Source organism: uncultured Nostoc sp. (assembly GCF_937863485.1).
Lineage (GTDB): Bacteria > Cyanobacteriota > Cyanobacteriia > Cyanobacteriales > Nostocaceae > Nostoc.
Genome location: NZ_CALMFY010000087.1, coordinates 1 through 23,354, shown reverse-complemented (window position 1 = coordinate 23,354; position 23,354 = coordinate 1). Strand labels below are relative to the sequence as shown.

Genomic DNA, 23,354 nt, shown 5'->3' with positions numbered 1-23,354 from the left:
AAACTGGTTTACAAACTGTTGTTACTGTACCTCATAAACCTGCAATACGCTGTATCTCTGACTGTTGTACCTGCTGACTAGTGTTAGCTGGAAGTTCAGGGTTAATTTGCATAGCCCTATCAGTTATATCCTGATAATGCTTTTGGCTTACCATCTCACCATGCCCACACCAAGCAGAAACTATTTTCTCATCTCTGCCTAAATCAAATATTTGGTGAGTAATAAATGTATGCCTGGTGTTGTAGGGTTTAAGGTATTTACTAAGCTTACCTTGCTTTATCAGTAGAGGAATAATCCCTTTATTACCATACGCCCCACTCCAGACTGCATGGAAAGTTGTACCTAGTATTATCTTACCTGTCTTTGATTTAAATACTATTTCATTAGCTTTACCTTGAGGGATTGATTTTAGAAGGCTCCATAATTCCCCATCTTTAGGTAAAGGAAAGCGTCTAATTACACTTTGATTTCCCTTTGCTGTTTTTGTAGGGTAAAAACCTTTAGTCACTCTATCGTAGGTGCGTCTGATTAAAATCTCTTCACTATCCCACTTAACATCACCCCACATAAATGCAACTGCTTCACCTGTACGCACTCCAGTTAGGAATTTAAACTTGATGAAGTTATACCAGTGCGTTGTCTGCTTGATGCTTTCAAGGATAATTAATACCTCATCCCAGCTATAGGATTTTGATCTATCTAAAATATCATCATCACTTTCTGTTTCTACCTCATTTTGTTTTTTACCTTTTGCACCTAACTGTTTGATTTCATCTGACATACCATCAAAAGGATCGTGATTTATAAACTGACCTTTGATAGCAAATTTATAAGCTTTTGATAAATGACTAATTAACTTTTTAACAGCAGGTAAATTTCTATTTTCAACCAACCAATTTCTAATTTTTACTGCATCTTCAGCTTTTGTAGCTTCTATTGCTGACTTCAGGAAATTAGTAAAAGTTTCACTAAAAGCTTTAGCGTAAGTTGTTTCCTTTAACCCTGGTTTTATACTCTCACAATACCTATCCCAAATCTCCATTAGAGATAACTCACGTTTAGGTGGTAATTGGTCCTCTGAGGTTAAAGTACTCTTCCCTAACTTCAGATTTGATCTTAAGCCATACTTCTTTAAAATATCCTGATAGTGCCCCAAGTTGAAGTTCCCTTGACCATCATCAAGCTCCCCATCCTCAAGTTCTGTTTGTAATTTACGTTGTAGCTTACTAGCTATATACTCCCACCCATTTCCCAGAGGAATACCTGTTGCCAGCTTTATTTGGCTCTTGTTGCAGTAGTTTCTAGGGAAGCAAGCTTTGACTACACCTGAATCAATCCGAACTGTTACTTGCCCCTTTTTAGCCTTACTACTGGGTGTTTTAAGGTTATTTATCATAATACTCAAATTAGGTAAAATTAGTTCCAAAGTGAAGGTAATATATGGCAGTAGCCTGCGACAAGCCACTACGTATCTACGGTAAATTAAGCTTTTTGGCGGTTTTTGCGTAAGTCATAACATAGTTAGGTTTATTTGTGCCTATCTACTTAATTTCCAGACTGTTAGCCGTTTTGTCAAATTAGGCAATTGTTCAGAAGAGTTTGCATAAGCTGCGTAGGAAATTGATTGTATAAATAGTGAGTCAAATACCAGATTTTATCAGGAAGCCTTTGAACAAGGTGAGGTTAAAGGTAAACTAAAAGCAATACTACCAATGTTGGTTGGCAGCAGGGTTGAGTATAAAACAAGTAGCATCGGCTTTAGATTTGAGTGTCAAAGAAGTCAGACAAGTAACACGAAGTCAGCCTTGAAAAGGATGCGGTAAGTTTTATGCGTGAGTAAAGCGAAATTTTGTTTGCGCCCTTGAAACTTGACTCAGGACGAATTTATAGTTAATTTTTGTTAATATTGGAAGCGGTGTTAGTACTTCGTCCTCAACCACCCACTCCCTACCTGAGAGAAACTTAATGCTGCGATTAGAACATATAAGTAAAATTTATCCCACAGGCGAAGTTCTCAAAGATATCAACTGGGAAGTTAAACCAGGCGATCGCATTGGCTTAGTCGGTGTCAACGGTGCAGGAAAATCCACCCAACTCAAAATCATCTCTGGGGAAATTGAACCTACCGCCGGCGAAATCATTCGTCCTAATAGCTTACACATAGCTTACCTCAACCAAGAGTTTGAAGTAGACCCCAGCCGCACTGTTAGAGAAGAATTTTGGACTGTCTTCAAAGAAGCCAACGAAGTACAGTTGTCTCTGGCACATGTACCACAAGAGATGGAAACGGCTAACCCAGAGGAACTGGATCGACTGATCGACAAGTTGGATCGCTTGCAGCGCAAATTTGAAGCCTTGGATGGCTACAACTTAGATGCACGCATCGGGAAAATCTTACCAGAGATGGGGTTTGGGCTAGAAGATGGCGATCGCCTCGTCAGTGCCTTCAGTGGTGGTTGGCAGATGCGGATGAGTTTAGGTAAAATTCTTCTGCAAAAACCCGACTTGTTGCTGCTGGATGAACCGACTAACCACCTGGATTTAGAAACCATTGAGTGGTTGGAAAATTACCTCAGAGGGCTAGTTACGCCGATGGTCATAGTCTCCCATGACCGGGAGTTCCTTGACCGCCTCTGCACCCAAATTGTGGAAACTGAACGTGGCGTTTCCAGTACTTACCTTGGGAACTACTCAGCATATTTAGAACAAAAAGCTGAAAGTCAATCAGCACAACTTAGCGCCTACGAACGCCAACAGAAAGAATTAGAGAAACAGCAAACCTTTGTTGATAGATTTCGCGCCAGTGCTACTCGTAGTACCCAGGCAAAAAGCCGGGAAAAGCAACTCGACAAAATTGAGCGCATTGAAGCACCGATTGCGGGAGTCAGAACTCTCCACTTCCGTTTTCCGCCTGCACCCCGTAGTGGACGGGAGGTAGTAGAAATTAAAGACTTAACTCATATCTATGATGATAAGATTTTGTTTTTAGGAACGAATCTTCTAATTGAAAGAGGCGATCGGATTGCATTTCTAGGCCCCAACGGTGCTGGGAAATCTACCCTTCTGCGCGTGATTATGGGTATGGAACCACCCACAGAAGGTAGCGTGAATTTAGGCGATCACAACGTTCTTCCTGGTTACTTTGAACAAAATCAAGCTGAAGCCTTGGACTTGAAAAGAACTGTCATGCAAACTATCCATGATGAAGTTCCCGATTGGGATAATCAAGAAGTCCGCACGCTTTTGGGACGATTTTTATTCACTGGTGACACTGTATTTAAGGCAGTTGGGGCATTAAGTGGAGGAGAAAAAGCTCGTCTGGCGTTGGCAAAAATGCTCTTACGTCCCGCGAACTTACTAATTTTAGATGAGCCGACAAACCACCTAGATATTCCAGCTAAAGAAATGCTGGAAGAAGCGCTCAAAAATTATGATGGTACGGCAATTGTAGTTTCCCACGATCGCTATTTTATTTCTCAAGTAGCAAACAAAATCGTCGAAATTCGTGATGGTGAATTCCGGGTTTACTTAGGAGATTATCATTACTATCTCCAGAAAATTGCCGAAGAAAAAGAACAAGCGAAGTTAGCTGCAATAGAAGCCGAAAAAGCAGCGAAAAAAGCTGCTAAAGCTGCTAAAGCTTCCACGAAAAGGAAATAAGAGGTTGGATAATGCCTTAGTAGTAGTCTGAAACACTACTACTACTAAGTAATCACTCCTTATAAACGTTCCAAAACATCACAGGAAAATTACTAAAATTTCAAAAATCTTTCAAAAAGCTGCAAGTTCTTAATAAAAAAAGTTAATAAGCAAAAATTCACTTGCGGCGTGGATTAGCAGTGGTATCATTCGGGTATTACAAAAAGTAAAGGGCAATTTTACTATGACCAAAGCACCTGTTGCTCCTGTGGTGCTAGTCATTTTAGACGGATGGGGCTACTGCGAGCAGACGCGAGGAAACGCTATTACTGCTGCTAAAACTCCCATCGTGGACAGTTTATGGGCAGCTTACCCGCATACCCTCATCCACACATCAGGAAAAGCCGTAGGGTTGCCAGAAGGTCAAATGGGCAACTCGGAAGTTGGTCATTTGAACATTGGTGCTGGGCGAGTGGTACCGCAAGAACTTGTACGCATCTCTGATGCAGTCGAAGACGGTTCTATTGCTTTAAACCCAGCACTCGTTAAAATTTGCCAGGAAGTTCGCTCTCGGAATAGCAAGCTGCATCTAGTAGGCCTTTGTTCTGAGGGAGGGGTACATTCGCATATCACCCATCTATTCGGACTACTTGACTTAGCCAAAGACCAGCGAATTCCAGAAGTTTGTATTCATGCCATCACTGATGGTCGTGACACCGCCCCAACTGACGGTGTAAGAGCAATCACACTGCTGCAAGATTATATAGATCGCACAGGGATTGGGCGCATAGTCACCCTCAGTGGTCGCTACTACGCGATGGATCGCGATCACCGCTGGGATCGGGTCAAACGCACCTACGACGTGATGACTCAAGATGGTGTTGGTAATGGTCTCAAGGCTGTGGAAATCTTGCAAGCATCTTACGCCTTAGGGATAAAAGACGAATTTGTCAACCCAATCCGAATTGCTCCAGGCGCAATAGAACCAGGGGATGGGGTGATATTTTTTAACTTCCGCCCGGATCGCTCCCGACAACTGACTCAAGCTTTGGTCAGTCCCACGTTTAACAGTTTTGAAAGACAGCAAATCACACCACTGTCTTTTGTCACCTTTACGCAGTACGATTCAGACTTACCCGTGGCTGTAGCCTTTGAGCCTCAGAATCTCAGTAACATTCTGGGAGAAGTGATAGCCAATCATAGTCTGAAGCAGTTCCGCACTGCCGAAACAGAAAAATACGCCCACGTCACCTATTTCTTTAATGGGGGTCTGGAGGAACCTTTTGCTGGAGAAGATCGGGTACTGGTAAGCAGCCCGATGGTAGCAACTTACGATCATGCCCCAGCCATGTCAGCAGCAGCAGTTACAGATGTAGCGATCGCTGCGATTCAAAAGGGTACGTATTCCCTAGTTGTGATTAACTATGCTAATCCAGACATGGTAGGGCATACTGGTCAAATCGAAGCTACTATTACAGCAGTCGAAACAGTTGATCGCTGTTTGGGACGTTTACTAGAGAGCGTTATAAAAGCCGGCGGTACAACAATTATTACTGCCGACCACGGCAACGCTGAGTATATGCTAGATAATGGGGGTAATCCCTGGACAGCTCATACCACTAACCCAGTCCCCTTTATCTTGGTGGAAGGAGAGAAAGTCAAAATCCCTGGATATGGTACAAATGTCGAACTGCGAAGCGATGGCAAGCTATCCGACATCGCTCCCACAATTCTAGAGATTTTACAGCTGCCTCAGCCACCAGAAATGACAGGGCGATCGCTGCTGAAAACAGCAGAATATGAGTTGCAACGCACTCGCACCCCTGTGCAAGTAGGGCTGTAAAAAAGTTAGGAGTTAAGAGTGAGGAGTTAATAATTAAAAGTGAAGAGTGATGAATTAAGACTTTCCTAACTCCCAACTCGTAACTCCTAACTTCCAACCCTGACTTCTCTTTTTTAAAACTTTTTATAAATGAGATTCCTACCATGACAGCTACTAATATCGTGCAAGGCATTTGGGCATTTTCCGCCACTGGTTTGATTATCTTGGTTTTACTGCATAGCCCCAAAGGTGATGGCATTGGAGCCATTGGCGGACAAGCCCAGCTATTTAGCAGTACCAAGAGTGCAGAAAACACCTTAAATCGAATTACTTGGGCATTGACAGTAATTTTTCTTGGCTTAACAGTAGTTTTAAGTGCTGGTTGGCTGCCTAAATAAGGATAGGTCAGCCTCTTCGGGAAGTCAAAAGTCAAAAGTCAAAAGTCAATGGGGAGAAGAACCCAATACGCGATACTTAAGACCCTAATAAATTTAATTTCACGGCGGTTAATTATAGCTCTTGCCTTATTTATTGGCACAGGGCTATTAATCATTTTTACAAATCTCCAGTCGAGTCATGGGTTTACAATAATACCAAAACATGAGTATTCAGACTTAATAATCTCTCTCCCTCCCTCATCTTCCCCAAAACCCCATCCTTTACCGCCCACACTTGTACAGTGGCAAGATAGCACTAATAGTGGTGACTACTTTTCCCAAATCACAGCAACCCAAGTTGGTTATTTGGTCTGGTCACAATTTCCCGTTCGAGTTTACGTAGAACCACCAAAAGCCATCAGTGAAAAACAAACTCAAGCATGGGTTAACGGTGTCTTGCAGGGTGTGCAAGAATGGAGTACTTATTTGCCTTTGATAGTAGTTGAACAGCCAGAAATTGCTGATATTACAATTGTGCGAAAAGCGCCACCTCTACAAATTTCCCCTGGTAGTAATATACCCCGGGCGCGATCGGCACAAACTACTTACGAGTTATACACCAGCAACAAAGTTTTATTCCACCGCTTCACCATCTTTTTAAGTCCCAGTCAAACAGGTGAGTATCTCATTGCGGCCGCCCGCCACGAATTCGGTCATGCATTGGGAATTTGGGGCCATAGTCCGCTACAAACCGATGCACTATATTTTTCTCAAGTTCGTAACCCGTCGCCTATTTCTTCCAGAGATGTAAATACTCTAAAGCGGGTTTATGAACAGCCAACCAGTTTAGGATGGTCTTTAGTGGATAATTCAAAGATTAATTGATCAATATCATCACTTACAATCAAAAAGATTTACAAGGCGTACAAAAATTTGGACTGAAGATACACCAGCAGGAATATTTTATTCTACCGCTTTATCATCTTAGTGAGTCCTATAGCAATCCTCAATCATTCATGAGAAACAAGATCCCCGACTTCTTTGAGAAGTCGGGGATCTGCGGGTTGCAATTATCCTCACGCTTTGGGATTCAAAGTGATAGTCTGCTACCAACTGAAGTTTCATAAGAAAGTAATTTTATTCAAAAAAACATACTTAAAACCTGTTTGTGATTTGAATGCTTCTTTAAAATAGAAAACATTGGTATTGAGTCTTTGTAAATCTGACTCTCTTAAATTTTTAACGTACATACAATCTTTATCTGCCCAAAGTTCATAGCCGAATTTTATTTCTAACCAGATCGCAAAATAATTCACTTTTTTTAGATTTACCATTAAATAAACAAACCACAGTCAACCCGAAAAAATTCTCCCAAAGCCTTAGCTTGAGCTTTGCTGATTTCTCGCTTACCGTTAACCACTTCCGAAACAACCCCTTTAGAACCAATAACACGCACCAAATCAGACTGTTTAATATTCCTTTGCTCCATCAAAAAAAGTAATATAGAATGAGGCTGAGATGCCTTTCCAGGCAAATAGTATTCCTGTTCAAACTTTTCAATCAAAATAATTAGCAATTCATAAAGTTCATCTTCTTCAGGGCTACGGTTAGGGCGGTGCATCAATTCTTCTACAACAGCTAAAGCTTTTTCATTCTCTTTTTCATTCCTAATCAGTTTTGGCTGATAATGAGATAATAACTCTTTATATTTATCTGAATTAAAAGTAAGGGTCATTTTTCCATTCCTCCTTATCATATTCAGCATGGGTAAAGATATTTTTGATATAAATTAATTGCATTTCATAATCTATACTCACAATTAAGCGATATTTATTACCCTTAATGTTTAAGATAGTAAAATTACCAACCGCTTTTGCTTTCGGAAAAACTAATTGTACCTCAACCAAATTAGACCAATCTGCCTTGTTCGCAACTTTATACCAGTTATCAAGAGCCTCACGGCAATCAGCGTGGCTTTCGATATATTTTCTTAAACTTCGGTAGCTGATAACATGCATTTCTCATAATTCATCTTGATTGAGATTTAGTTCTCATAACGAGAACTAATCGAAAACAGAATGATATCACAAAATAGGCTGATGAGGGAGAAGCAACAAACGCTGTTTTTTTTTGAAAAGAAATGGAGGATGATGTCTTACGACAAGCTGTACTCTGCAAGAAGCCAAGCTTCATGCGTCTACGCAACAATGATGGGCGTAAAAATGCGATTGATTGATCGCACTTCTTCCCTTTCTCTACGCTCTACGACTTAGCGGTAGAGGTCGCTGTGCTAAAACTTCTTTATAAAGTTCTTCGAGTAGACTAATATTCTTACTAAGGGTATAGCGGTCTAATACACGCTGTCTGGCTTTTTGCCCCAGTAAGGTTGTTAACTCCGGATGGTCTTGCAACACTGGCAAGAGGGTTCTTAATTGCGATCGCGCTGTTTTGGTACTAATAACTACACCTGCGCCCTTTTCCAATACTTCTCCATCTGCACCCACGTCTGTTGCTAAACAAGCCAACCCACATGCCATTCCTTCTAACAGAGATAGGGACAAACCCTCTACCAATGAAGGCAAAACAAATACATCTGCGCCCCGCAAAATTTCGATGCGTCGGTCTTCATCAGCAACAAATCCCAACCAAATAATGCCGTACTCTGAGCCAAAAAACGGCTCTAAAGAAGACTTCAAAGGGCCGTCGCCAACAATTAGCAACTTACTACCAAGCCCCATTGCAGACTGCTTCCAAGCCCGGAGGAGGGCTTCGACATTTTTCTCTGGCGCTATTCGACCCTGATAGACAAACAAGCGTTCGGCTTTAAATTCTGCTTTGACTTTAGAAAGTCCTGGAGAATACTTGGCGGTATCAACACCGTTGGGAATTACCGCAATATTTTCTTCTCTCACGCCCATCCGTGCCAATAATTCTCGCTGAATTTGGGAAAATACAATCACGCGATCATAGTTAACTAAAAAAGGCGCGTAGAGCTGATAAGCCAAAAGTTGTGTTCCCGATATCAGCTTTGCCCCCTTGCCAGCAAACGGTGTGTGAAAAGTGGCAATTAGGGGCAACCTCAGTTCCTCACAGATTTCCGGTAGAAGAAAGTCTAAAGGAGATAGCGTCAAGGAAGCATGGACTATATCTGGCTTGATTTCCCGCAGCGACTCCGTTAAAACTTTAGTGGCTTTAAAAGTAGGAATTGTATAAACCTGGGACTTGTAAATGAAAGGGAGGGAAACCTCTCGAAGATTTGGCCAATTGTCAGGTTCTGACTCTTCCTGGGCGAAGTGAAGAAAACTAACTTGATGTCCCCTATCTAGCAAGGCATTTGTAATTTCTCGACTGTAGGTGACATTCCCGCAAAAGGGTGATTTTTTTCCAATCCAGGCTATACGCATTCTTTATTTAGCTGTAAGAAAAGCGGGTTTAATCTATTACTTGTGTGTCCTTTGTGATTTTTATTTTCTATACTTGCTGGTTTTTTTTAGTTATTACAGATTTCCACCACAATATAGTTTAAACAGCCTATTTTAAGCTGATTAAACCAGTGGATTTATGGCTTTATTTATTCTACTTATAAGTTGTTAATTTATGATATTTAAACAACTTATTCTGACTAATGTCAGATTTATATCCCGCAAGTATGTGATAAATTTTCACTGACCACAGTTTACCATGAACACAAAAGCTTTAAGGAAATTAGTAATTACTTCAAGGTAATGAATAATAACTCCTGTTAGCTGATAACTACTTATGTGAGTTATACCAGGTTAATATACCTCCTGAAAAGACGATCGCTGCTAATCCCAAAAAAACTACCTGTAATCCCAGAAAGGTTTCTGCTACACCTGTTAATGCCAAAGGTAAGGAGAGAGCAATATTAATTACATTGTTCTGCAAGCCAAAGACTTTACCACGCATTTCTGGAGGTGTTTCTGTTTGGATCGCTGTTTGCATGGGAATACCCACTAGCGCCCCAAAAACACCCAATAGCGCTACTAGTAACAGGACTAGCCACAATTGGGTTGTAAATACTGATAGACCTATCAGGGATGCTGCCATGCCCATACAACCGTACAGACTTAGTTGTCTATAGGAGAAGCGTTGACCAAATTGACCGAGAATTGTTGCTCCAGCAGCGATGCCAACACCGCCAGATGCTAGTAAAAAGCCGAACTGGGAGGCTTTCATGTTAGGAATTATTTCTGCCATGCGAACGGCTAGAACAGTTAATGCTGCAAAGACAGAAAACAAGATAATCAGCTGAATCAAAGCATTGCGGACGCGATGATTTGCTTTGAGGTAGGCAAAACCATCCCGCAAGTCGGAGAATACATGAGGGAATTCTGTATCGGGGTCGTGGTGTTTTTCGTTAGTTGCCAAGAGGAATAAAATTATTCCTGCGATCGCATAACTACCACCTACTAAAAGTTCTTTGCCCAAACTACTATTACCACCAATTTGCAGCCAAAGTCCATCAGCGATCGCTAACAATGGTTCCCCGACGGCAAACCCAACAATCACCGATGCCATCATCGTTGTCGTGTAAAGCGAATTTGCCGAGAGCAAATGTTGTTCTTCTACTATCAAAGGAATTGCCGCCTGTTCTGCCGGTGCAAAAAACTGCGTCAGTGTGGAAACTAAAAAAGTCACACCCAGGATGATCAAAAAACCCACTGGCAGCACTCCTATGGGTTTCCAATCATGAGTTAACCACAGCAGGAAGGGAATTGACAAAACCAGGATGCCGCGCCAAATATTCGTTGCCACTAGCACAGCCTTTTTCGACCAGCGATCAACAAACACACCAGCAACGGAACCAAACAATACGGCTGGAATAGTAAAAGCCATCATCAAGACTGATACCCAACCACTAATACTCTGATTACTTGCTTGAAACTGAGTATTAATCAAGGCAATCATCAGCACCAAATAAACTTTATCTGCTAGTTGGGAGAAAACTTGACCACCCCAAAGAGCTAGAAAATTAGGGTTTTTTAATACGGGCAAAAACCCCTTTTGTTTGACATTTCCTAAAACAGCTTCTGAACCTGAACCAGAGCCATCTAATTTCGGTGGTTCTTTTTCTGGGGGAGAAGCTACTGGCAAACTTTGCCCATTGCTATCTATCTCAGTAGTGGTTAATTTGTCCTCAGATTGTGTTTCTGATTGACTAGGAACATCAGTTTTTGGGATGTCCTCTGTCCAATTTTGCTCGTTTTTAGAAACGTCTTTTGGGGATATTTCTTGGCTATTGATTTGACTAGGTGTACAGTTGGAAACGGCACTCAAGTGACTCTTGACTAGAGGATCTAATGCCCCATTCTGTTTTTTGACAAGGCTTGGTGACAAAGGCGGGATTTTTTTATCCAAATCAGATGGTTGCATCATGGTTGGCAGCAAAATAAGAGTCGATCAAGGTAGCAGAGCGAATAGGGCGACCTAATTGATACTGAGCATACTGGCGCAAAATCTGCTCAACAGATAACCAGTTATGATCTCTAGCACCATCAATTTGCATTATCTCTGGTTGTGACAGATGTTGAAGCAAAGCCAATTCCATAGCACCCGGACGACTAGAAATCACAGGTATTTCTTGCCGATGCACAACAACTGTTTGGGAGCTAGGTTTTGGAGGTGATGGAATAATGGGGTGATTGGGTGATAGAGAAAAAGATGAATTTCTTTGTATCCCTTTCTCCCTCTCTCCTTCTGTTCGTAAACGTTCCCAAGCTTCTAAGCAAACTGCTCCACCCGCAGGAATGCTAAATCCTACCTGCCAGTTGGGGTCTGTAAAGTCTGGCTTGAGGGGGCGCCCAGATAGGCAACAGATTTGCACTTGCGGTGTTAGTCCTGCTAAGGCTAAAAGATGAAACACCCCATGAGCCAGATGAGCCAAAACACCAGACGCATTTGCACTAGACAACGCCTCCAACCGATGGAGATGTTCATTGAACAACTCATAAAGTTCTTCTTGGGGTTGTTCGCTCAAAGCTTGACACAAGACTATTTCTGCTAAATACTGACTAGCAGCCAATTTTCCCAAATCTTTAGCTAAACCAGGATAAGTTTTTAACGTCTGTGCTTGAGTAATTTTATCAAGCGATCGCCCTTTGGCGATCAATAGTTCATTGACAACAAACATACCACTCCTGCCGCCCAGGCTGGAATTGTGCTTACGTGCGCCTGGAGCCACTGCTCGAATCAGTCCCAACTCCGGTGTCAAAATCGTCACTATTTTATCTGATTCTCCCAGCACCTGGGTTTTAAGATTAATTCCGGTTGCTTTGTAGGTTCTACTCATTAGTAATTAGTCATTAGCCAATCAATTTTGGATTTAAGATTTGGGATTTTAGATTAACCCCATACTCAAGGTAGGGGCTTGGGAAAGGATTTTAGATTTTATATTTTTCCATAGTTGAAACTAGTTGCTCTCAAACCAGGTTTAAATTTTGAATCCTCAATCCCTTCGGGTGACGCTCGAAGACTCGCTAACGCTGCGCTAACAGCAGTCACTCATGGGGGAAACCCCCAAGACCGCGCTGCTTCACCAAAATCCAAAATTTAAAATCTAAAATTGGTTATTGGTCATTAGGTTAGGACAAAGTCCAAATCACTATTCACCCTTTCCCAGGTTATCGCGCTGGCGGATCAAATCGATACCGCGAGATGTGCCTAATCTAGTAGCACCAGCTACGATTAAGTCTAGGGCTTGATTGATAGTGTGGATACCACCCGAAGCCTTAATTCCCACCCTTTCTTTGGCCAATTCCTGCAAAAGTCGCACATCTGCCACTGTTGCACCACCATTCCAACCTGTACTAGTTTTTAAGAAAGCCGCCCCCGCCTCCATAGCTATTTCAGCAGCTATTTTTTTCTCCGCATCTGTCAACAGGTTGGTTTCCAAAATTACCTTGACAGTTTGCCCAGTTTCTTCACAAATTTCGGCAATTTCCCGGTGGACTTCTTCAGTTTTACCAGCTTTCAACCAGCCCAAGTTCATTGCCACATCCAACTCTGTGGCCCCATTTTCTGCTGCTTCTTGAGCCTCATACAGCTTGACTGCTGAAGTCGTTGCACCAGAGGGAAAACCAATCACCGTACAGACTTTTGGGTTCTTGCCGTGGAGGAGTTCGACTGCTTGTTTGACATAGGCGGGATACAAGCAAACCGCCGCAAAATTGAATCTGTATGCTTCTTCACACCACTGCTTAACCTGCTCTGGAGTAGCCGTTGGCGTTAACAGGGCGTGATCGATAAATGGCGCAATATCAATATCTGCATAGTCTGCTGCCATCGTGTCTTCTGCCAGTAATTGATTATTAAACTTTATAAAAAATTAAAACATTTCTTATATATATATTAAACCACATTTATTACGAGTTTATCCTGAAAACAAACGGCTGACTTATTTTGGATGTCGGCTTTGGAGATTTCCCGGAATTACTGTAAGTGCTTAAGTTGACATTAGGCATAGTAAGGTTAGAAATATTAACAGCATTTTTACCGCCAGTTCCTAAGAAGTCAATAATAGTTTTAGCTAAAGCCTTCGATGCCAAATATGGTACGCCATTACCAATAGTTTTAAACATATTCGTGAGCGACATATTCTCTGGAAGGACAAAATTTGCAGGCAAAGATTGTATAGCTAAAGCTTCCGCTACAGATATTCGCCGGATTTTATAGGGATGCAAATGTACTTCATTATTTCCATAGCAAGCTGTCGGAGAGTAACGCCATCTGTGCAGACGCTTAAAAGACTTTTTAGAATCATCTCCTTCATCAATAGCAGCAAATCTTGTGATCCCTGCCCTTGGTTGAAAACAGTTTTCAGCATTAGGATGCTTCAGCACGTTATTTTTTCTAAACCAGTATTCAACTGTTAATTCTTGAGGGATGCCGTCAGGACAAGGCATGATGGAATTTTCTTGGAATGGTTCGCACTTTCGCCAAGGATAAGCAAAAACATTTCTTTGAGGATATAAAATATGATTTTCCCAAGGAAAGTATGTCTCAGGTAGTAAATTTTCACTACCAATTTTTATTCCTATATCCTGGATAAAATTATTTCGGAAACCAATCAGAATAATTCTTTCTCTATCCTGGGGTACACCATATTCGATAGCATTAATTAACCGCTCTGTTAATATATAGCCTGCTTCCAGTAATTGTTGCTTGAGTGATTCAAAAAATAAACGATGCTTTGTCGTTCTCCACAACCCCTTAACGTTCTCAAATAAAAAGAAATCTGGAAGATTGCGGCAAATTAATTCAACGTAAGAAGCGGAAAGCTTGCCATTATCTCCTAAACGTCCTCTATTTTTCCCCCCAATAGAAAAATCAGGACAGGGAGGCCCGCCAATGAAGCCCACAATATTATTAGATTTGCGGCAGTCTTGTACTAACTCCCGGAGGTGTTGTGTTTGTAAACCTTCGAGAAGTTGGGTTACGTCTCCTGCTTCTTTGTCATCATACCCGTATTCTGGCAATGGGAGATTGAGAACCTGCCGTGAATAGCGGTATGCTGCCATGAATGAGGAAAAAATTTCATTGACGTAAACAATATTAAAACCACTGGTTTCAAAACCTAAATCTAGGAATCCTGAACCAGCAAAAAAGGAGAAAATACAAGGGCGAACGCTCATTGAATAATTAATATTGTAAAACGGTCTTAATTAATATCGAAAAATATAGAGTTTCTACTTACGTACCAATTAGAGACTAACACTTTAAATAGTGCTCAGGATAGTAAAAAAGATTCACAGATTCCCTAAGTATTTCATATCCAAGTTTACTCAATCTTTAAGAAAAATCCCTGACAAAGAAAGAGTCTGAAGTCACAATTAAATATAGGAGTTTCCAAACTCTAAATGATGTTTAAGACAAATATTTGTCATGAAATAAAAAACCGGGGTACTTCGGACTAATTTTTTATGCGGATTTTAATTTACTCCTACAACTACTATCCAGAGCCAATTGGTATTGCCCCACTGATGACCGAATTAGCAGAGGGACTAGTGAAGCGTGGGCATCAAGTGCGCGTAGTCACCGCTATGCCCAACTACCCTGAGCGTCAAATTTACCAGGAATATCGGGGCAAGTGGTATGTCAACGAATACAAAAATGGCGTTCAAATTCAACGCAGTTACGTTTGGATTCGTCCCCAACCCAACCTATTAGATCGGGTGTTACTAGATGCTAGTTTCGTTGTCACTAGTTTTGTGCCTGCCCTCATCGGTTGGCGCCCAGATGTTATTCTCTCAACATCGCCATCCTTGCCAAGCTGTGTACCAGTCGCTCTTTTAGGATGGTTACGTGCCTGTCCTGTAATCTTAAATCTACAAGATATATTACCAGAAGCAGCAGTCCACGTCGGCCTACTGAAAAATAAATTGCTTATACAGTTATTTACAGTGTTGGAAAAGTTTGCTTACCACACTGCCAGTAAAATTAGCGTCATCGCCGATGGGTTTGTGGACAATTTGCGATCCAAGGGCGTAGAAGCTGACAAAATTATGCAAATTCCCAACTGGGTTGATGTAAATTTTATCTGCCCTTTGCCTAAAGAAAATAACCCTTTCCGCGCAGCACATAATCTGAATGGCAAATTTGTAGTACTTTATTCTGGTAACATTGCCTTAACCCAAGGCTTAGAAGGCGTTGTCAAAGCTGCTTCTGAGTTGCGCCATATCCCAGATATTGTTTTTGTCATCGTTGGAGAGGCAAAAGGTTTACAGCGATTGCAACAGGAATGTCTAAACTGCGGCGCAGATAATGTTTTGCTACTGCCATTTCAACCCCGCCAACATTTGCCACAAATGTTAGCAGCTGCTGATGTTGGCTTGGTGGTGCAAAAGAAAAATGTTGTATCCTTCAATATGCCGTCAAAAATTCAAGTGCTACTTGCCAGTGGAAGGGCCTTAGTTGCCTCTGTCCCTGACAATGGTACAGCCGCAAAAGCCATCAGGCAAAGTGGCGGCGGAGTTATCGTTCCTCCAGAAGATCCTCAAGCTTTAGCAATGGCAATTTTAGATTTGTACCAAAACCCCGAAAAAGTCAAAACTCTGGGTTATAAAAGTCGTCAATATGCGGTTGAACACTATGCTTTTGAGCAAGCTTTAAATCAGTATGAGTCGTTGTGTTACTCATTGACGGTAGATCGTAGAGCAATTCAGTCCACAAGAGTTACAGTATCGAGAGCAGAAAGCCCATGAGGATGTAACCAACTCAGAAAGTCGCAATTTTACCCTCACTATCTAAAATAGCAACAGATTTTGAGGGTGGTTAATTCTGGGGGTTTAAGTCAAGAGCAGTTGTATTGTAGTTTTTAGTAGACAGCCGAAAGTATAGATGTGACGTTACCTGCAAATTATTAGTACAGCATGGTGGAAAGAATTATCCAGAAAACAGCAAGGCATTAGCTTCAGACCGGAGACGGAGTGTCAGAAGCTTTGCTCAATTTCTCTCACCTGCTACCTGGTTTTAATCCAGAGTTTTCCTTTTAGCTGATTACTGAAAGTATTCCACCTCTTTGAGAGTAATTAGGTGAGTTACTTCGTTCCTCGTAACTGGAGTTTTGTTCCATTAGAATGCCACCTTTTTACCGAGTTTTTGGATAACGTAGGTATGTCGATAAAAATCTTCATACCAACCTTTTTTTTCTTATACCCTTTTGGGACTTCCAGCGCATAAAGCCTAATTTCGCTGGTTTGCAGTAACGGTGATTCAAGTAGTGACTTAGATGAGAGTTATCCATAAGGACTTACTCATGGGACACCACTTTTAGGCTAGTAGCTCTTTTTGCTTTTATCCCCGCTTCACCAATTGAGGGCTAGTCTCTACAGTGGAAGATATGTGTTTTCACTCCTACGTATAGAAGATGGTGGTTGTCGTTTTCTAGGGTACTTACGCTCTACTTGTAAGATTATGAAGTTGTCATTTACAAGGGATTAAAGTGCGAACTCAATCCTAATGAATTACCCTGTAAAAGCCAGTCATCCCCCAATTGCTCGGTTTCGACTGAACGAATCGCACTTGAAAAGCTGCATAATAACCATCCGCAACTGCTGATTGCTGATGTCGAAATATAAACAGCCAATTATCAAACCAGCTTCCATAGACACCTATTTTTTTGTTAGTATTCAAAAAAACCTATTGACACATTTTCAGATCAATTGTTTGTTATTTGTAAGTAAATGTAAACAATTGTTTCAAAAGAAAGAAAGCACATGAGGTTTAATGACTGATTATTTCCAAGGAAATTTCCCCTTACAATCTGTCCCACTGACGAAAAGTGTGGTAAAGAGCCACGCCCAAACTGAAGAGACGAGCGAAAAATTAGCTGCAACGATAGCAGAAGCTGCATCAGACCGCAAAGCGGGTGAGATTTTATTGCTCAAAGTAGCAGAGGTATCTTACCTGGCTGATTACTTTGTGATGATGACTGGCTATTCTAGGGTACAAGTAAGGGCGATCGCTCAAGCAATTGAAGGAAAAGTCGAAACTGAATTGCAACGGCGTCCCATAAGGACAGAAGGAAAAGTCGAGGGAAGTTGGGTACTACAAGACTACGGTGATGTGATCGTTCACATTATGATGCCCAAGGAACGGGAGTTTTATAATTTAGAAGCGTTCTGGATTCATGCAGAGCGTATTTCCCTTCCAGAATCTGATGAGGGTGAGGGTAAGCCAACATGATTAGGTCTTCGGTTTCAAATTGCCCAGTTCCCACAGACCAACAACCACTCAATGAGTACGAAGAGTTAAAAACTTCCTGGCTGTTTCGTGATAGCACTTTAAATTGGCGCAAGTATATCACGAAAATTGTTTGGATTTGGAGTTTGTCTTGGCTGGTAGCAGGACCTGTAGCTGCGGCAAGTTTTCCTCCCCACAAGTATATTGCACATTTTATCCTTTGTGGTGTAGCAGGAGCGAGTGTCGGAGTAGTCCTGGCACTGGTAAGGTTGTACTTAGGCTGGTTTTACGTGTGCGATCGCCTTTGCAGTCCCACAGTATTTTATGAAGAGTCCGGCTGGTATGACGGCCAAACTTGGACGAAGCCACAGGAAGTCCTCAACCGCGATCGTTTAATTGTGGCATACGAAATCAAACCTATTCTGCGGCGGTTACAATTTACCGTTGCTGGCTTGGCGGGAATGTTCGTTATTGGTACGATAGTTTGGCATTTGTTTTAAAAGTTAGGAGTCAGGAGTTAGGAGTGATTAATGAAGAGTCCTGAGTACCGAGTACTGAGTTAAAAGACCGCCCACAAGGAGCGGGGCATATACTGAGAGGATCAAAATGAAGTACTTTTTACTTTACTCAGAACTCAAAACTCACCAGTGAGTTTGGTTAATAATTCATAATTCTTAACTCCTAACTCCTAACTAAAAAAAGGTGATAAATATAAACCCATGACAATGGGAAAACGAACTCAAGCCACAGCACTGGAAGTCCGGTTGCTGCGGGAAGGTATTATTGAATCCAAGCATATAGTCCAGGCTGTTGTATGCGACGAACGGGGACGGGTTCTAACCGTAGCCGGAAATTCTGAAACTGCTACATTTATTCGTTCAGCGCTCAAACCATTTCAGGCACTCGCAGTCACCACCACGGGTACACTGGAACGCTATAACCTCAGTGATCGCGACTTAGCAATTATTACAAGTTCCCACAAAGGAAGAATAGATCAAGTCCGACAGGTATTTAATATCCTTTGGCGAGCTGATCTTGACCCGACTATACTCCAGTGTCCAATTCCTGAAGGTAAGCGCAGTCCTCTGGAGTACAATTGCTCTGGTAAACATGCGGGAATGTTAGCCGTTTGTCAGCAGCGCCATTGGCCCTTGAATAACTACTTGGATCGCAAGCACCCAATACAGCAGTTGATTTTGGGCAAAGTAGCAGAGTTGCTGCGAATGCCAGCTGAAGAATTTATCAGCGCTCATGATGACTGTGGCGCACCAACTTATCTGATGCAACTCGGTCATATGGCCTCTTTGTATGCGCTGTTAGCCTCTAGTACCAATTTGGATATGGAGCGCATCGTCCGTGCTATGACTCATCACCCCGCTATGGTAGCAGGAGATGGAGAATTTGATACGGAACTGATGCGCTTAACTCCAGGGGAACTGGTTAGTAAAGCTGGTGCCGAAGGAGTGCAGTGCATTGGTAGACTCGGTGAGGGCATGGGATTGGCAATCAAAGTCATGGATGGGACAAAACGGGCAAAACATGCCGTTGCTATTCACTTACTCCAACAAATGGGTTGGATTAGTCCCAGCGCCGCCGAAAGCCTCTCAGAAAAGTTTGTGACTTTGGGAAAATACAAGCGTTTAGAAGTAATTGGAGAATTATCATTTTTGTAGTTGCCAAACTCTTGACTATAGGTTATGCTATAAAAGTTAAGAGCGACGCGGGATAGAGCAGCCTGGTAGCTCGTCGGGCTCATAACCCGAAGGTCAGTGGTTCAAATCCACTTCCCGCCACCAAATAAAAGATAAAACAAAACCCTACAATCAGTAAAGATTGAAGGGTTTTGTTTTATTTTGATCTATTCTGGAAGAAATAGCCATCCAAAAAGCGCGGAGAATCATGCTTGTGAAGTTGCAGCGACCAATTTTAGTGGGAGGATTGGGACTGTCCTTTTCCCTGTGGATGTTACAAAGTTGGCACGATTCTATAGTGCAGGTGGGTGAGTTTGGTTTATTGAGTGCTTTAGCTGTAGGCGGTGGTTTGTGGTTATTCCAGCAAAATCGCCCGAAAGACAGTTTGGAGCAACTAGATGGTATGCTCGTGGATCGGGCGACTGGGGAAAGTGCGATCGCTAAAACTGAAGCCGTAATAAACCAACTGGCACAAGAAGCAGAAAACCATCTGGCATTAGAGACACTCAGAGAACAAATTGCCCAATTATTGTTGGAATTAGACAGGCAAGAAATTAAAGTGGCTGTGACTGGCGGTAAATCCGTGGGTAAAAGCACTTTAATTCAAGTGCTACAAAATGTAGAGACACGAAATTTAGTGTCTTTAGAAGAGACAGCACCTTTATTTAGAGAAGTAAGTGACAATTCAGATGCAGCTATTTTGGCAGAAGTGGCAAAATCTGATTTTGTTCTGTTCCTGACAAACGGTGATTTGACAGACTCAGAATTTCAAACCTTACAGCAGCTAAAAGCAGCAAATCAGCCTACAATCCTGGTTTTCAACAAACAAGACCAGTATTTAACCGATGAAAGCGCCAGCATCTCTAGTCAATTGAAACTGTGGATGCAGGGAAATGTAGTTGCAACTGCGGCCTCTCCGATTCCCATCAAAGTCCGAAAGCATGAGGCTGATGGTTCTGTGCAAGAGTGGATGGAACAACCAGCACCAGCTATCCAGCAGTTGACGCAGCAGTTGGATCAAGTTTTGGCACAGCAAGGACAACGGTTGGTTTGGCTAACTACCATCAGAAAAGCCGGGTTGTTGAAAGCTGAGGCGAAAAACTGGCTGAATGGAACCAGACGCGATCGCGCCACCCCAATTATTGAACAATATCAGTGGATAGCTGCTGCTGCTGCCTTTGCTAACCCAGTACCAGCCCTTGACATCCTAGCGACTGCGGCAATTAATGCTCAGATGGTAATGGATTTGGGTAATATCTATCAGCAGAAGTTTTCCTTAGAACAGGCGCAAACCGTAGCTGGAACAATGGGAAGTTTGATGCTGAAACTAGGTTTAGTTGAACTTTCTACAAAGGCGATTAGTACTGTTCTTAAAAGTAATGCCGTTACCTTTGTTGCTGGTGGTGTGGTGCAGGGAGTAAGTGCAGCTTATCTGACTAGGGTAGCAGGGTTAAGTCTAGTTGAGTATTTCCAACAGCAGGAAATAGCGATAGATTCCGGGACTGGTTTAAATTTGGAGAATTTGCGGCAAACTTTGCAAAAGGTATTTGGGCAAAATCAGCAAATTGGTTTTTTACAGGGGTTTGTTAAGCAAGGTATGAAGCGTTTGTTGCCAGAGGTGCAGCCGATTGAAGTAGTTGGTGTTCAGAAGGCGGTAGGTTAAGTTCACGCAGAGGCGCAGAGTTTTTCTTAACATCTTTGCGCCTTTGCATTAGGCTGAAAAATAATTATTTAGGTTTTGAAACCAGCGATTTTAACATTGTTTATGTCAAAGACATCTTCTGACAATTCATGCCAGCATATTGTTAAGCAGAGGATGACACTTACATGGTACTGTAGGTGAACCTAAAATTTACCCAAGCCTATTTTAGGCTTGGGTGTATTTAAGAATTCTCGTGATTGGGAGTTACCAAAAAATTGTGAATAAAGGTAGTTAGCTAAACAGCACCACTGTTTCTCTTAAACAGAATAGCTATAGTTTTGAAAATTAGCTTTAAATCGTACACCAAACTCCAATTTTTTTGATACTGCAAATCCAGGCGAATTACATCTTCAAAACTACGGACTGTAGAACGCCCATTTACTTGCCATTCGCCAGTCATACCGGGTTTAACATCTAAACGTTGCCACTCCGGTACTTCATAGCGTTCCACTTCATCAGGTGTAGGTGGTCGCGTGCCTACTAAACTCATCTCTCCTTTGAGGACGTTCCAAAATTGGGGTAGTTCATCAAAACTCGTTCGCCGTAAAAAGCGCCCTACCTTGGTAATTCTGGGGTCATTCTCATTTTTGAAAAAGGCACCTTGCACTTGGTTTTTGACTTCAGATTTCTTCGCTTCCGCATCCACACACATGGAGCGGAATTTCCAAATTTCAAACCGCTTCCCCATCCAACCACAGCGGGTTTGACTAAAGAAAATGGGACCGGGATCATTAATTTGAATAGCGATCGCAATCGGAATAAATAAAACTCCTGTAATTAATAAACCGATCACTGACCCTACAATGTCTAATAACCGTTTCATCCAAGATGCCACAGAAGGGTGAGTAGTGGGTAACTGCTCTACTTTCCGGGAAGTTGTCTTCCGAATATCTACTAAGTCTTCTTGTTCTACTAGCGATGCCTCATCCACAAGTTCTAAAGGAAAAACCTGATCCAATCCTGTGAGTTTTAGGACTGCCATTACCTGAGGTGTTACATTCCGCAGTGTTAATGCAATCCCTTTGGACTGGGCGTATTTAAAATTACTGACCAGCGCACCTAAACCACTACTATCTATAAAAGTAGTTTGGTGAAAGTCAATAATGATTTGCTTAAGATGTGAATTGGGTTGGATTAAGCTTTGGCAGGTTTGTTTAAAACCTAAAGCCTCCAGCACGCTCAACCGCGTGGGCACCTGCATTATAGCCGTGTCATTTAGGGAATTAACTGGAAAATCGACCTCTGTCGGTTGGCTAGTCATGAAGCTTTGCACTTTCGTTGCCATGTATAATGTAATCTACCAAACATTATTTTGTCCTATAAAATTACTTAATCTAATATTGGAATCAGTAGTAATAAGGACTAATTGCTATTTACCGGGGCTGAGATTGGAGATCGTTAGTGACGATTCACAATAGAACAAGAAGCCAAAAAACATCCTTGCTGTTGTGCCAACGCAGCGCGATCGCGTTGCTCTAATCAAATGATTGCTAAAACTACGGTTACACCTACCGCACGCCTAGTTGAGGTCTTTTCTGCCATTCAAGGGGAAGGACTGAATGTAGGGACGCGTCAGATATTTATTCGTTTTGCTTTGTGTGATTTGCACTGTCACTTTTGTGATAGTGCCCACACTTGGAATGCACCTGCTACTTGTCGGATAGAGCGATCGCCTGGATTGCGCGACTTTGAAATCCACTCTAACCCTGTCCCATTACCCATATTAATCGAATGGGTGGAACAGCAAAATCTACCTTGTCTACACGATAGCATTAGCTTAACTGGAGGCGAACCACTTCTTCATGCCCCATTTTTAATGCAGTTTCTCCCCCAAGTGCGAGCCATAACTGGTCTACCTATATACTTAGAAACTGGCGGACATCGCCCAGAACAACTGGCGATGATTCTCCCCTACTTAGACTCTGTAGGTATGGATTTCAAATTGCCCAGTGTCAGCGGTGAAAGTCATTGGCAAGAACATGCTAAATTTCTCCAATTATGTCATGAATCATATTTAAATGTTTTTGTCAAGATAATTGTGTCTCAAAACACAGAACCAGCCGAGTTGGAACGTTCAGCTTTGCTGGTGGCAGAGGTCAGTCCAGATATCTCAGTATTTTTACAACCTGTTACGCCTTTGGCTGCATCTGAACAATTCTCCCCAATACCTGTACTTGCCCCTACGGCTGATCAAGTTTTGACGTGGCAAGCTTTAATGAAGCGGTTTGTGAAGCAAGTGCGTGTGATCCCTCAGACGCATAAAATGCTGAACCAGCTGTAAAATTTGAGTTTGATAAAGATGTAGTCAAGAAAAAAGTAAGATTTTATGAAATAGTCATTGAGCTGCTGCTAATCAGGGAGGCAGCAGGGGAGCATCCCAATTGTGCAAAAAGAGGGGGAGAAGCCAAAAATATTCGCGAGAT

The 23,354-nt window shown here is 42.0% G+C and carries 19 protein-coding genes and 1 tRNA gene; 11 read left to right on the top strand and 9 right to left on the bottom strand.

What is annotated here, in order from left to right:
- Positions 1-31: 31 nt before the first annotated feature.
- Positions 32-1,396 carry a tyrosine-type recombinase/integrase gene (locus Q0541_RS11615; protein WP_298910008.1) on the bottom strand — a complete coding sequence of 455 codons (1,365 nt, stop codon included), beginning with the start codon at positions 1,394-1,396 and terminating at the stop codon, positions 32-34.
- A gap of 569 nt (positions 1,397-1,965) precedes the next feature.
- Between Q0541_RS11615 and Q0541_RS11610 the strand changes: the two genes are divergently transcribed.
- The 4 genes from Q0541_RS11610 (at position 1,966) to Q0541_RS11595 (ending at position 6,723) form a co-directional block, all read left to right on the top strand.
- On the top strand, positions 1,966-3,660 hold the full coding sequence (locus tag Q0541_RS11610; RefSeq protein ID WP_298910004.1) for an ABC-F family ATP-binding cassette domain-containing protein: 1,695 nt from the start codon (positions 1,966-1,968) through the stop codon (positions 3,658-3,660).
- A gap of 223 nt (positions 3,661-3,883) precedes the next feature.
- Entirely contained in the window at positions 3,884-5,482 is a 1,599-nt protein-coding gene (gpmI, locus tag Q0541_RS11605) for a 2,3-bisphosphoglycerate-independent phosphoglycerate mutase (protein WP_298910001.1), read from the top strand.
- Between the two features lie 143 nt (positions 5,483-5,625).
- Positions 5,626-5,859 carry a preprotein translocase subunit SecG gene (secG, locus tag Q0541_RS11600; RefSeq protein ID WP_012410686.1) on the top strand — a complete coding sequence of 78 codons (234 nt, stop codon included), beginning with the start codon at positions 5,626-5,628 and terminating at the stop codon, positions 5,857-5,859.
- 48 nt (positions 5,860-5,907) lie between these two features.
- The gene (locus Q0541_RS11595; protein ID WP_298909992.1) at positions 5,908-6,723 is read left to right on the top strand and encodes a peptidase; all 816 of its coding nucleotides are present in this window, start codon (positions 5,908-5,910) and stop codon (positions 6,721-6,723) included.
- Between the two features lie 448 nt (positions 6,724-7,171).
- Here Q0541_RS11595 and Q0541_RS11590 read toward each other — a convergent pair whose 3' ends face one another.
- From Q0541_RS11590 to Q0541_RS11560, 7 genes are all read right to left on the bottom strand, one after another.
- The gene (locus Q0541_RS11590; RefSeq protein WP_298909989.1) at positions 7,172-7,573 is read right to left on the bottom strand and encodes a transcriptional regulator; all 402 of its coding nucleotides are present in this window, start codon (positions 7,571-7,573) and stop codon (positions 7,172-7,174) included.
- On the bottom strand, positions 7,557-7,856 hold the full coding sequence (locus Q0541_RS11585; protein ID WP_298909986.1) for a type II toxin-antitoxin system HigB family toxin: 300 nt from the start codon (positions 7,854-7,856) through the stop codon (positions 7,557-7,559). The genes Q0541_RS11590 and Q0541_RS11585 overlap by 17 nt, the downstream gene beginning before the upstream one ends.
- 237 nt (positions 7,857-8,093) lie before the next feature.
- A complete protein-coding gene (locus Q0541_RS11580; protein ID WP_298909983.1) occupies positions 8,094-9,242 on the bottom strand; it encodes a glycosyltransferase family 4 protein in 1,149 nt (382 codons plus the stop codon).
- A gap of 349 nt (positions 9,243-9,591) precedes the next feature.
- Positions 9,592-11,232, bottom strand: coding sequence for an MFS transporter (locus Q0541_RS11575; RefSeq protein ID WP_298910013.1), 1,641 nt, complete (start codon positions 11,230-11,232; stop codon positions 9,592-9,594).
- Positions 11,219-12,148 (bottom strand): DNA repair protein RecO, encoded by a 930-nt coding sequence (gene recO / locus Q0541_RS11570; RefSeq protein ID WP_298909980.1) that lies wholly within the window; start codon positions 12,146-12,148, stop codon positions 11,219-11,221. Before recO ends, Q0541_RS11575 begins: the two co-directional genes overlap by 14 nt.
- 312 nt (positions 12,149-12,460) lie before the next feature.
- Positions 12,461-13,141: a deoxyribose-phosphate aldolase gene (deoC, locus tag Q0541_RS11565; protein WP_298909978.1), complete on the bottom strand. Its 681-nt coding sequence runs from the start codon at positions 13,139-13,141 to the stop codon at positions 12,461-12,463.
- Between the two features lie 79 nt (positions 13,142-13,220).
- Entirely contained in the window at positions 13,221-14,489 is a 1,269-nt protein-coding gene (locus tag Q0541_RS11560; protein WP_298909976.1) for a DNA cytosine methyltransferase, read from the bottom strand.
- 288 nt (positions 14,490-14,777) lie between these two features.
- Between Q0541_RS11560 and Q0541_RS11555 the strand changes: the two genes are divergently transcribed.
- The 6 genes from Q0541_RS11555 to Q0541_RS11530 all read left to right on the top strand — a co-directional run bounded on the left by Q0541_RS11555 (position 14,778) and on the right by Q0541_RS11530 (position 20,892).
- Positions 14,778-16,058 (top strand): glycosyltransferase family 4 protein, encoded by a 1,281-nt coding sequence (locus Q0541_RS11555; protein ID WP_298909973.1) that lies wholly within the window; start codon positions 14,778-14,780, stop codon positions 16,056-16,058.
- A 1,024-nt stretch (positions 16,059-17,082) separates the two neighbouring features.
- Complete coding sequence (gene rsfS, locus Q0541_RS11550) at positions 17,083-17,541, top strand: ribosome silencing factor (protein ID WP_273768531.1); 459 nt, start codon at positions 17,083-17,085, stop codon at positions 17,539-17,541.
- A complete protein-coding gene (locus tag Q0541_RS11545; RefSeq protein WP_298909969.1) occupies positions 17,538-18,038 on the top strand; it encodes a CGLD27 family protein in 501 nt (166 codons plus the stop codon). The genes rsfS and Q0541_RS11545 overlap by 4 nt, the downstream gene beginning before the upstream one ends.
- Positions 18,039-18,257: 219 nt before the next feature.
- Positions 18,258-19,211: an asparaginase gene (locus Q0541_RS11540; RefSeq protein WP_298909964.1), complete on the top strand. Its 954-nt coding sequence runs from the start codon at positions 18,258-18,260 to the stop codon at positions 19,209-19,211.
- Positions 19,212-19,257: 46 nt separating this feature from the next.
- Positions 19,258-19,334, top strand: a tRNA-Met gene (locus Q0541_RS11535).
- Positions 19,335-19,437: 103 nt separating this feature from the next.
- On the top strand, positions 19,438-20,892 hold the full coding sequence (locus Q0541_RS11530; RefSeq protein ID WP_298909961.1) for a YcjF family protein: 1,455 nt from the start codon (positions 19,438-19,440) through the stop codon (positions 20,890-20,892).
- Between the two features lie 274 nt (positions 20,893-21,166).
- Here Q0541_RS11530 and Q0541_RS11525 read toward each other — a convergent pair whose 3' ends face one another.
- Positions 21,167-22,216, bottom strand: a complete 1,050-nt coding sequence (locus Q0541_RS11525) for a sugar transferase (RefSeq protein ID WP_298909959.1) — start codon at positions 22,214-22,216, stop codon at positions 21,167-21,169.
- A gap of 198 nt (positions 22,217-22,414) precedes the next feature.
- Between Q0541_RS11525 and Q0541_RS11520 the strand changes: the two genes are divergently transcribed.
- On the top strand, positions 22,415-23,212 hold the full coding sequence (locus tag Q0541_RS11520) for a 7-carboxy-7-deazaguanine synthase QueE (protein ID WP_298909955.1): 798 nt from the start codon (positions 22,415-22,417) through the stop codon (positions 23,210-23,212).
- The last annotated feature ends 142 nt before the right edge of the window (positions 23,213-23,354 follow it).

Excerpts from the sequence above, each read along its gene's own strand:
- Q0541_RS11615 (WP_298910008.1), bottom strand. The coding sequence starts at position 1,396 with ATGATAAATAACCTTAAAACACCCAGTAGTAAGGCTAAAAAGGGGCAA.
- Q0541_RS11610 (WP_298910004.1), top strand. The coding sequence starts at position 1,966 with ATGCTGCGATTAGAACATATAAGTAAAATTTATCCCACAGGCGAAGTT.
- gpmI (WP_298910001.1), top strand. The coding sequence starts at position 3,884 with ATGACCAAAGCACCTGTTGCTCCTGTGGTGCTAGTCATTTTAGACGGA.
- secG (WP_012410686.1), top strand. The coding sequence starts at position 5,626 with ATGACAGCTACTAATATCGTGCAAGGCATTTGGGCATTTTCCGCCACT.
- Q0541_RS11595 (WP_298909992.1), top strand. The coding sequence starts at position 5,908 with ATGGGGAGAAGAACCCAATACGCGATACTTAAGACCCTAATAAATTTA.
- Q0541_RS11590 (WP_298909989.1), bottom strand. The coding sequence starts at position 7,573 with ATGACCCTTACTTTTAATTCAGATAAATATAAAGAGTTATTATCTCAT.
- Q0541_RS11585 (WP_298909986.1), bottom strand. The coding sequence starts at position 7,856 with ATGCATGTTATCAGCTACCGAAGTTTAAGAAAATATATCGAAAGCCAC.
- Q0541_RS11580 (WP_298909983.1), bottom strand. The coding sequence starts at position 9,242 with ATGCGTATAGCCTGGATTGGAAAAAAATCACCCTTTTGCGGGAATGTC.
- Q0541_RS11575 (WP_298910013.1), bottom strand. The coding sequence starts at position 11,232 with ATGCAACCATCTGATTTGGATAAAAAAATCCCGCCTTTGTCACCAAGC.
- recO (WP_298909980.1), bottom strand. The coding sequence starts at position 12,148 with ATGAGTAGAACCTACAAAGCAACCGGAATTAATCTTAAAACCCAGGTG.
- deoC (WP_298909978.1), bottom strand. The coding sequence starts at position 13,141 with ATGGCAGCAGACTATGCAGATATTGATATTGCGCCATTTATCGATCAC.
- Q0541_RS11560 (WP_298909976.1), bottom strand. The coding sequence starts at position 14,489 with ATGAGCGTTCGCCCTTGTATTTTCTCCTTTTTTGCTGGTTCAGGATTC.
- Q0541_RS11555 (WP_298909973.1), top strand. The coding sequence starts at position 14,778 with ATGCGGATTTTAATTTACTCCTACAACTACTATCCAGAGCCAATTGGT.
- rsfS (WP_273768531.1), top strand. The coding sequence starts at position 17,083 with ATGACTGATTATTTCCAAGGAAATTTCCCCTTACAATCTGTCCCACTG.
- Q0541_RS11545 (WP_298909969.1), top strand. The coding sequence starts at position 17,538 with ATGATTAGGTCTTCGGTTTCAAATTGCCCAGTTCCCACAGACCAACAA.
- Q0541_RS11540 (WP_298909964.1), top strand. The coding sequence starts at position 18,258 with ATGACAATGGGAAAACGAACTCAAGCCACAGCACTGGAAGTCCGGTTG.
- Q0541_RS11530 (WP_298909961.1), top strand. The coding sequence starts at position 19,438 with ATGCTTGTGAAGTTGCAGCGACCAATTTTAGTGGGAGGATTGGGACTG.
- Q0541_RS11525 (WP_298909959.1), bottom strand. The coding sequence starts at position 22,216 with ATGGCAACGAAAGTGCAAAGCTTCATGACTAGCCAACCGACAGAGGTC.
- Q0541_RS11520 (WP_298909955.1), top strand. The coding sequence starts at position 22,415 with ATGATTGCTAAAACTACGGTTACACCTACCGCACGCCTAGTTGAGGTC.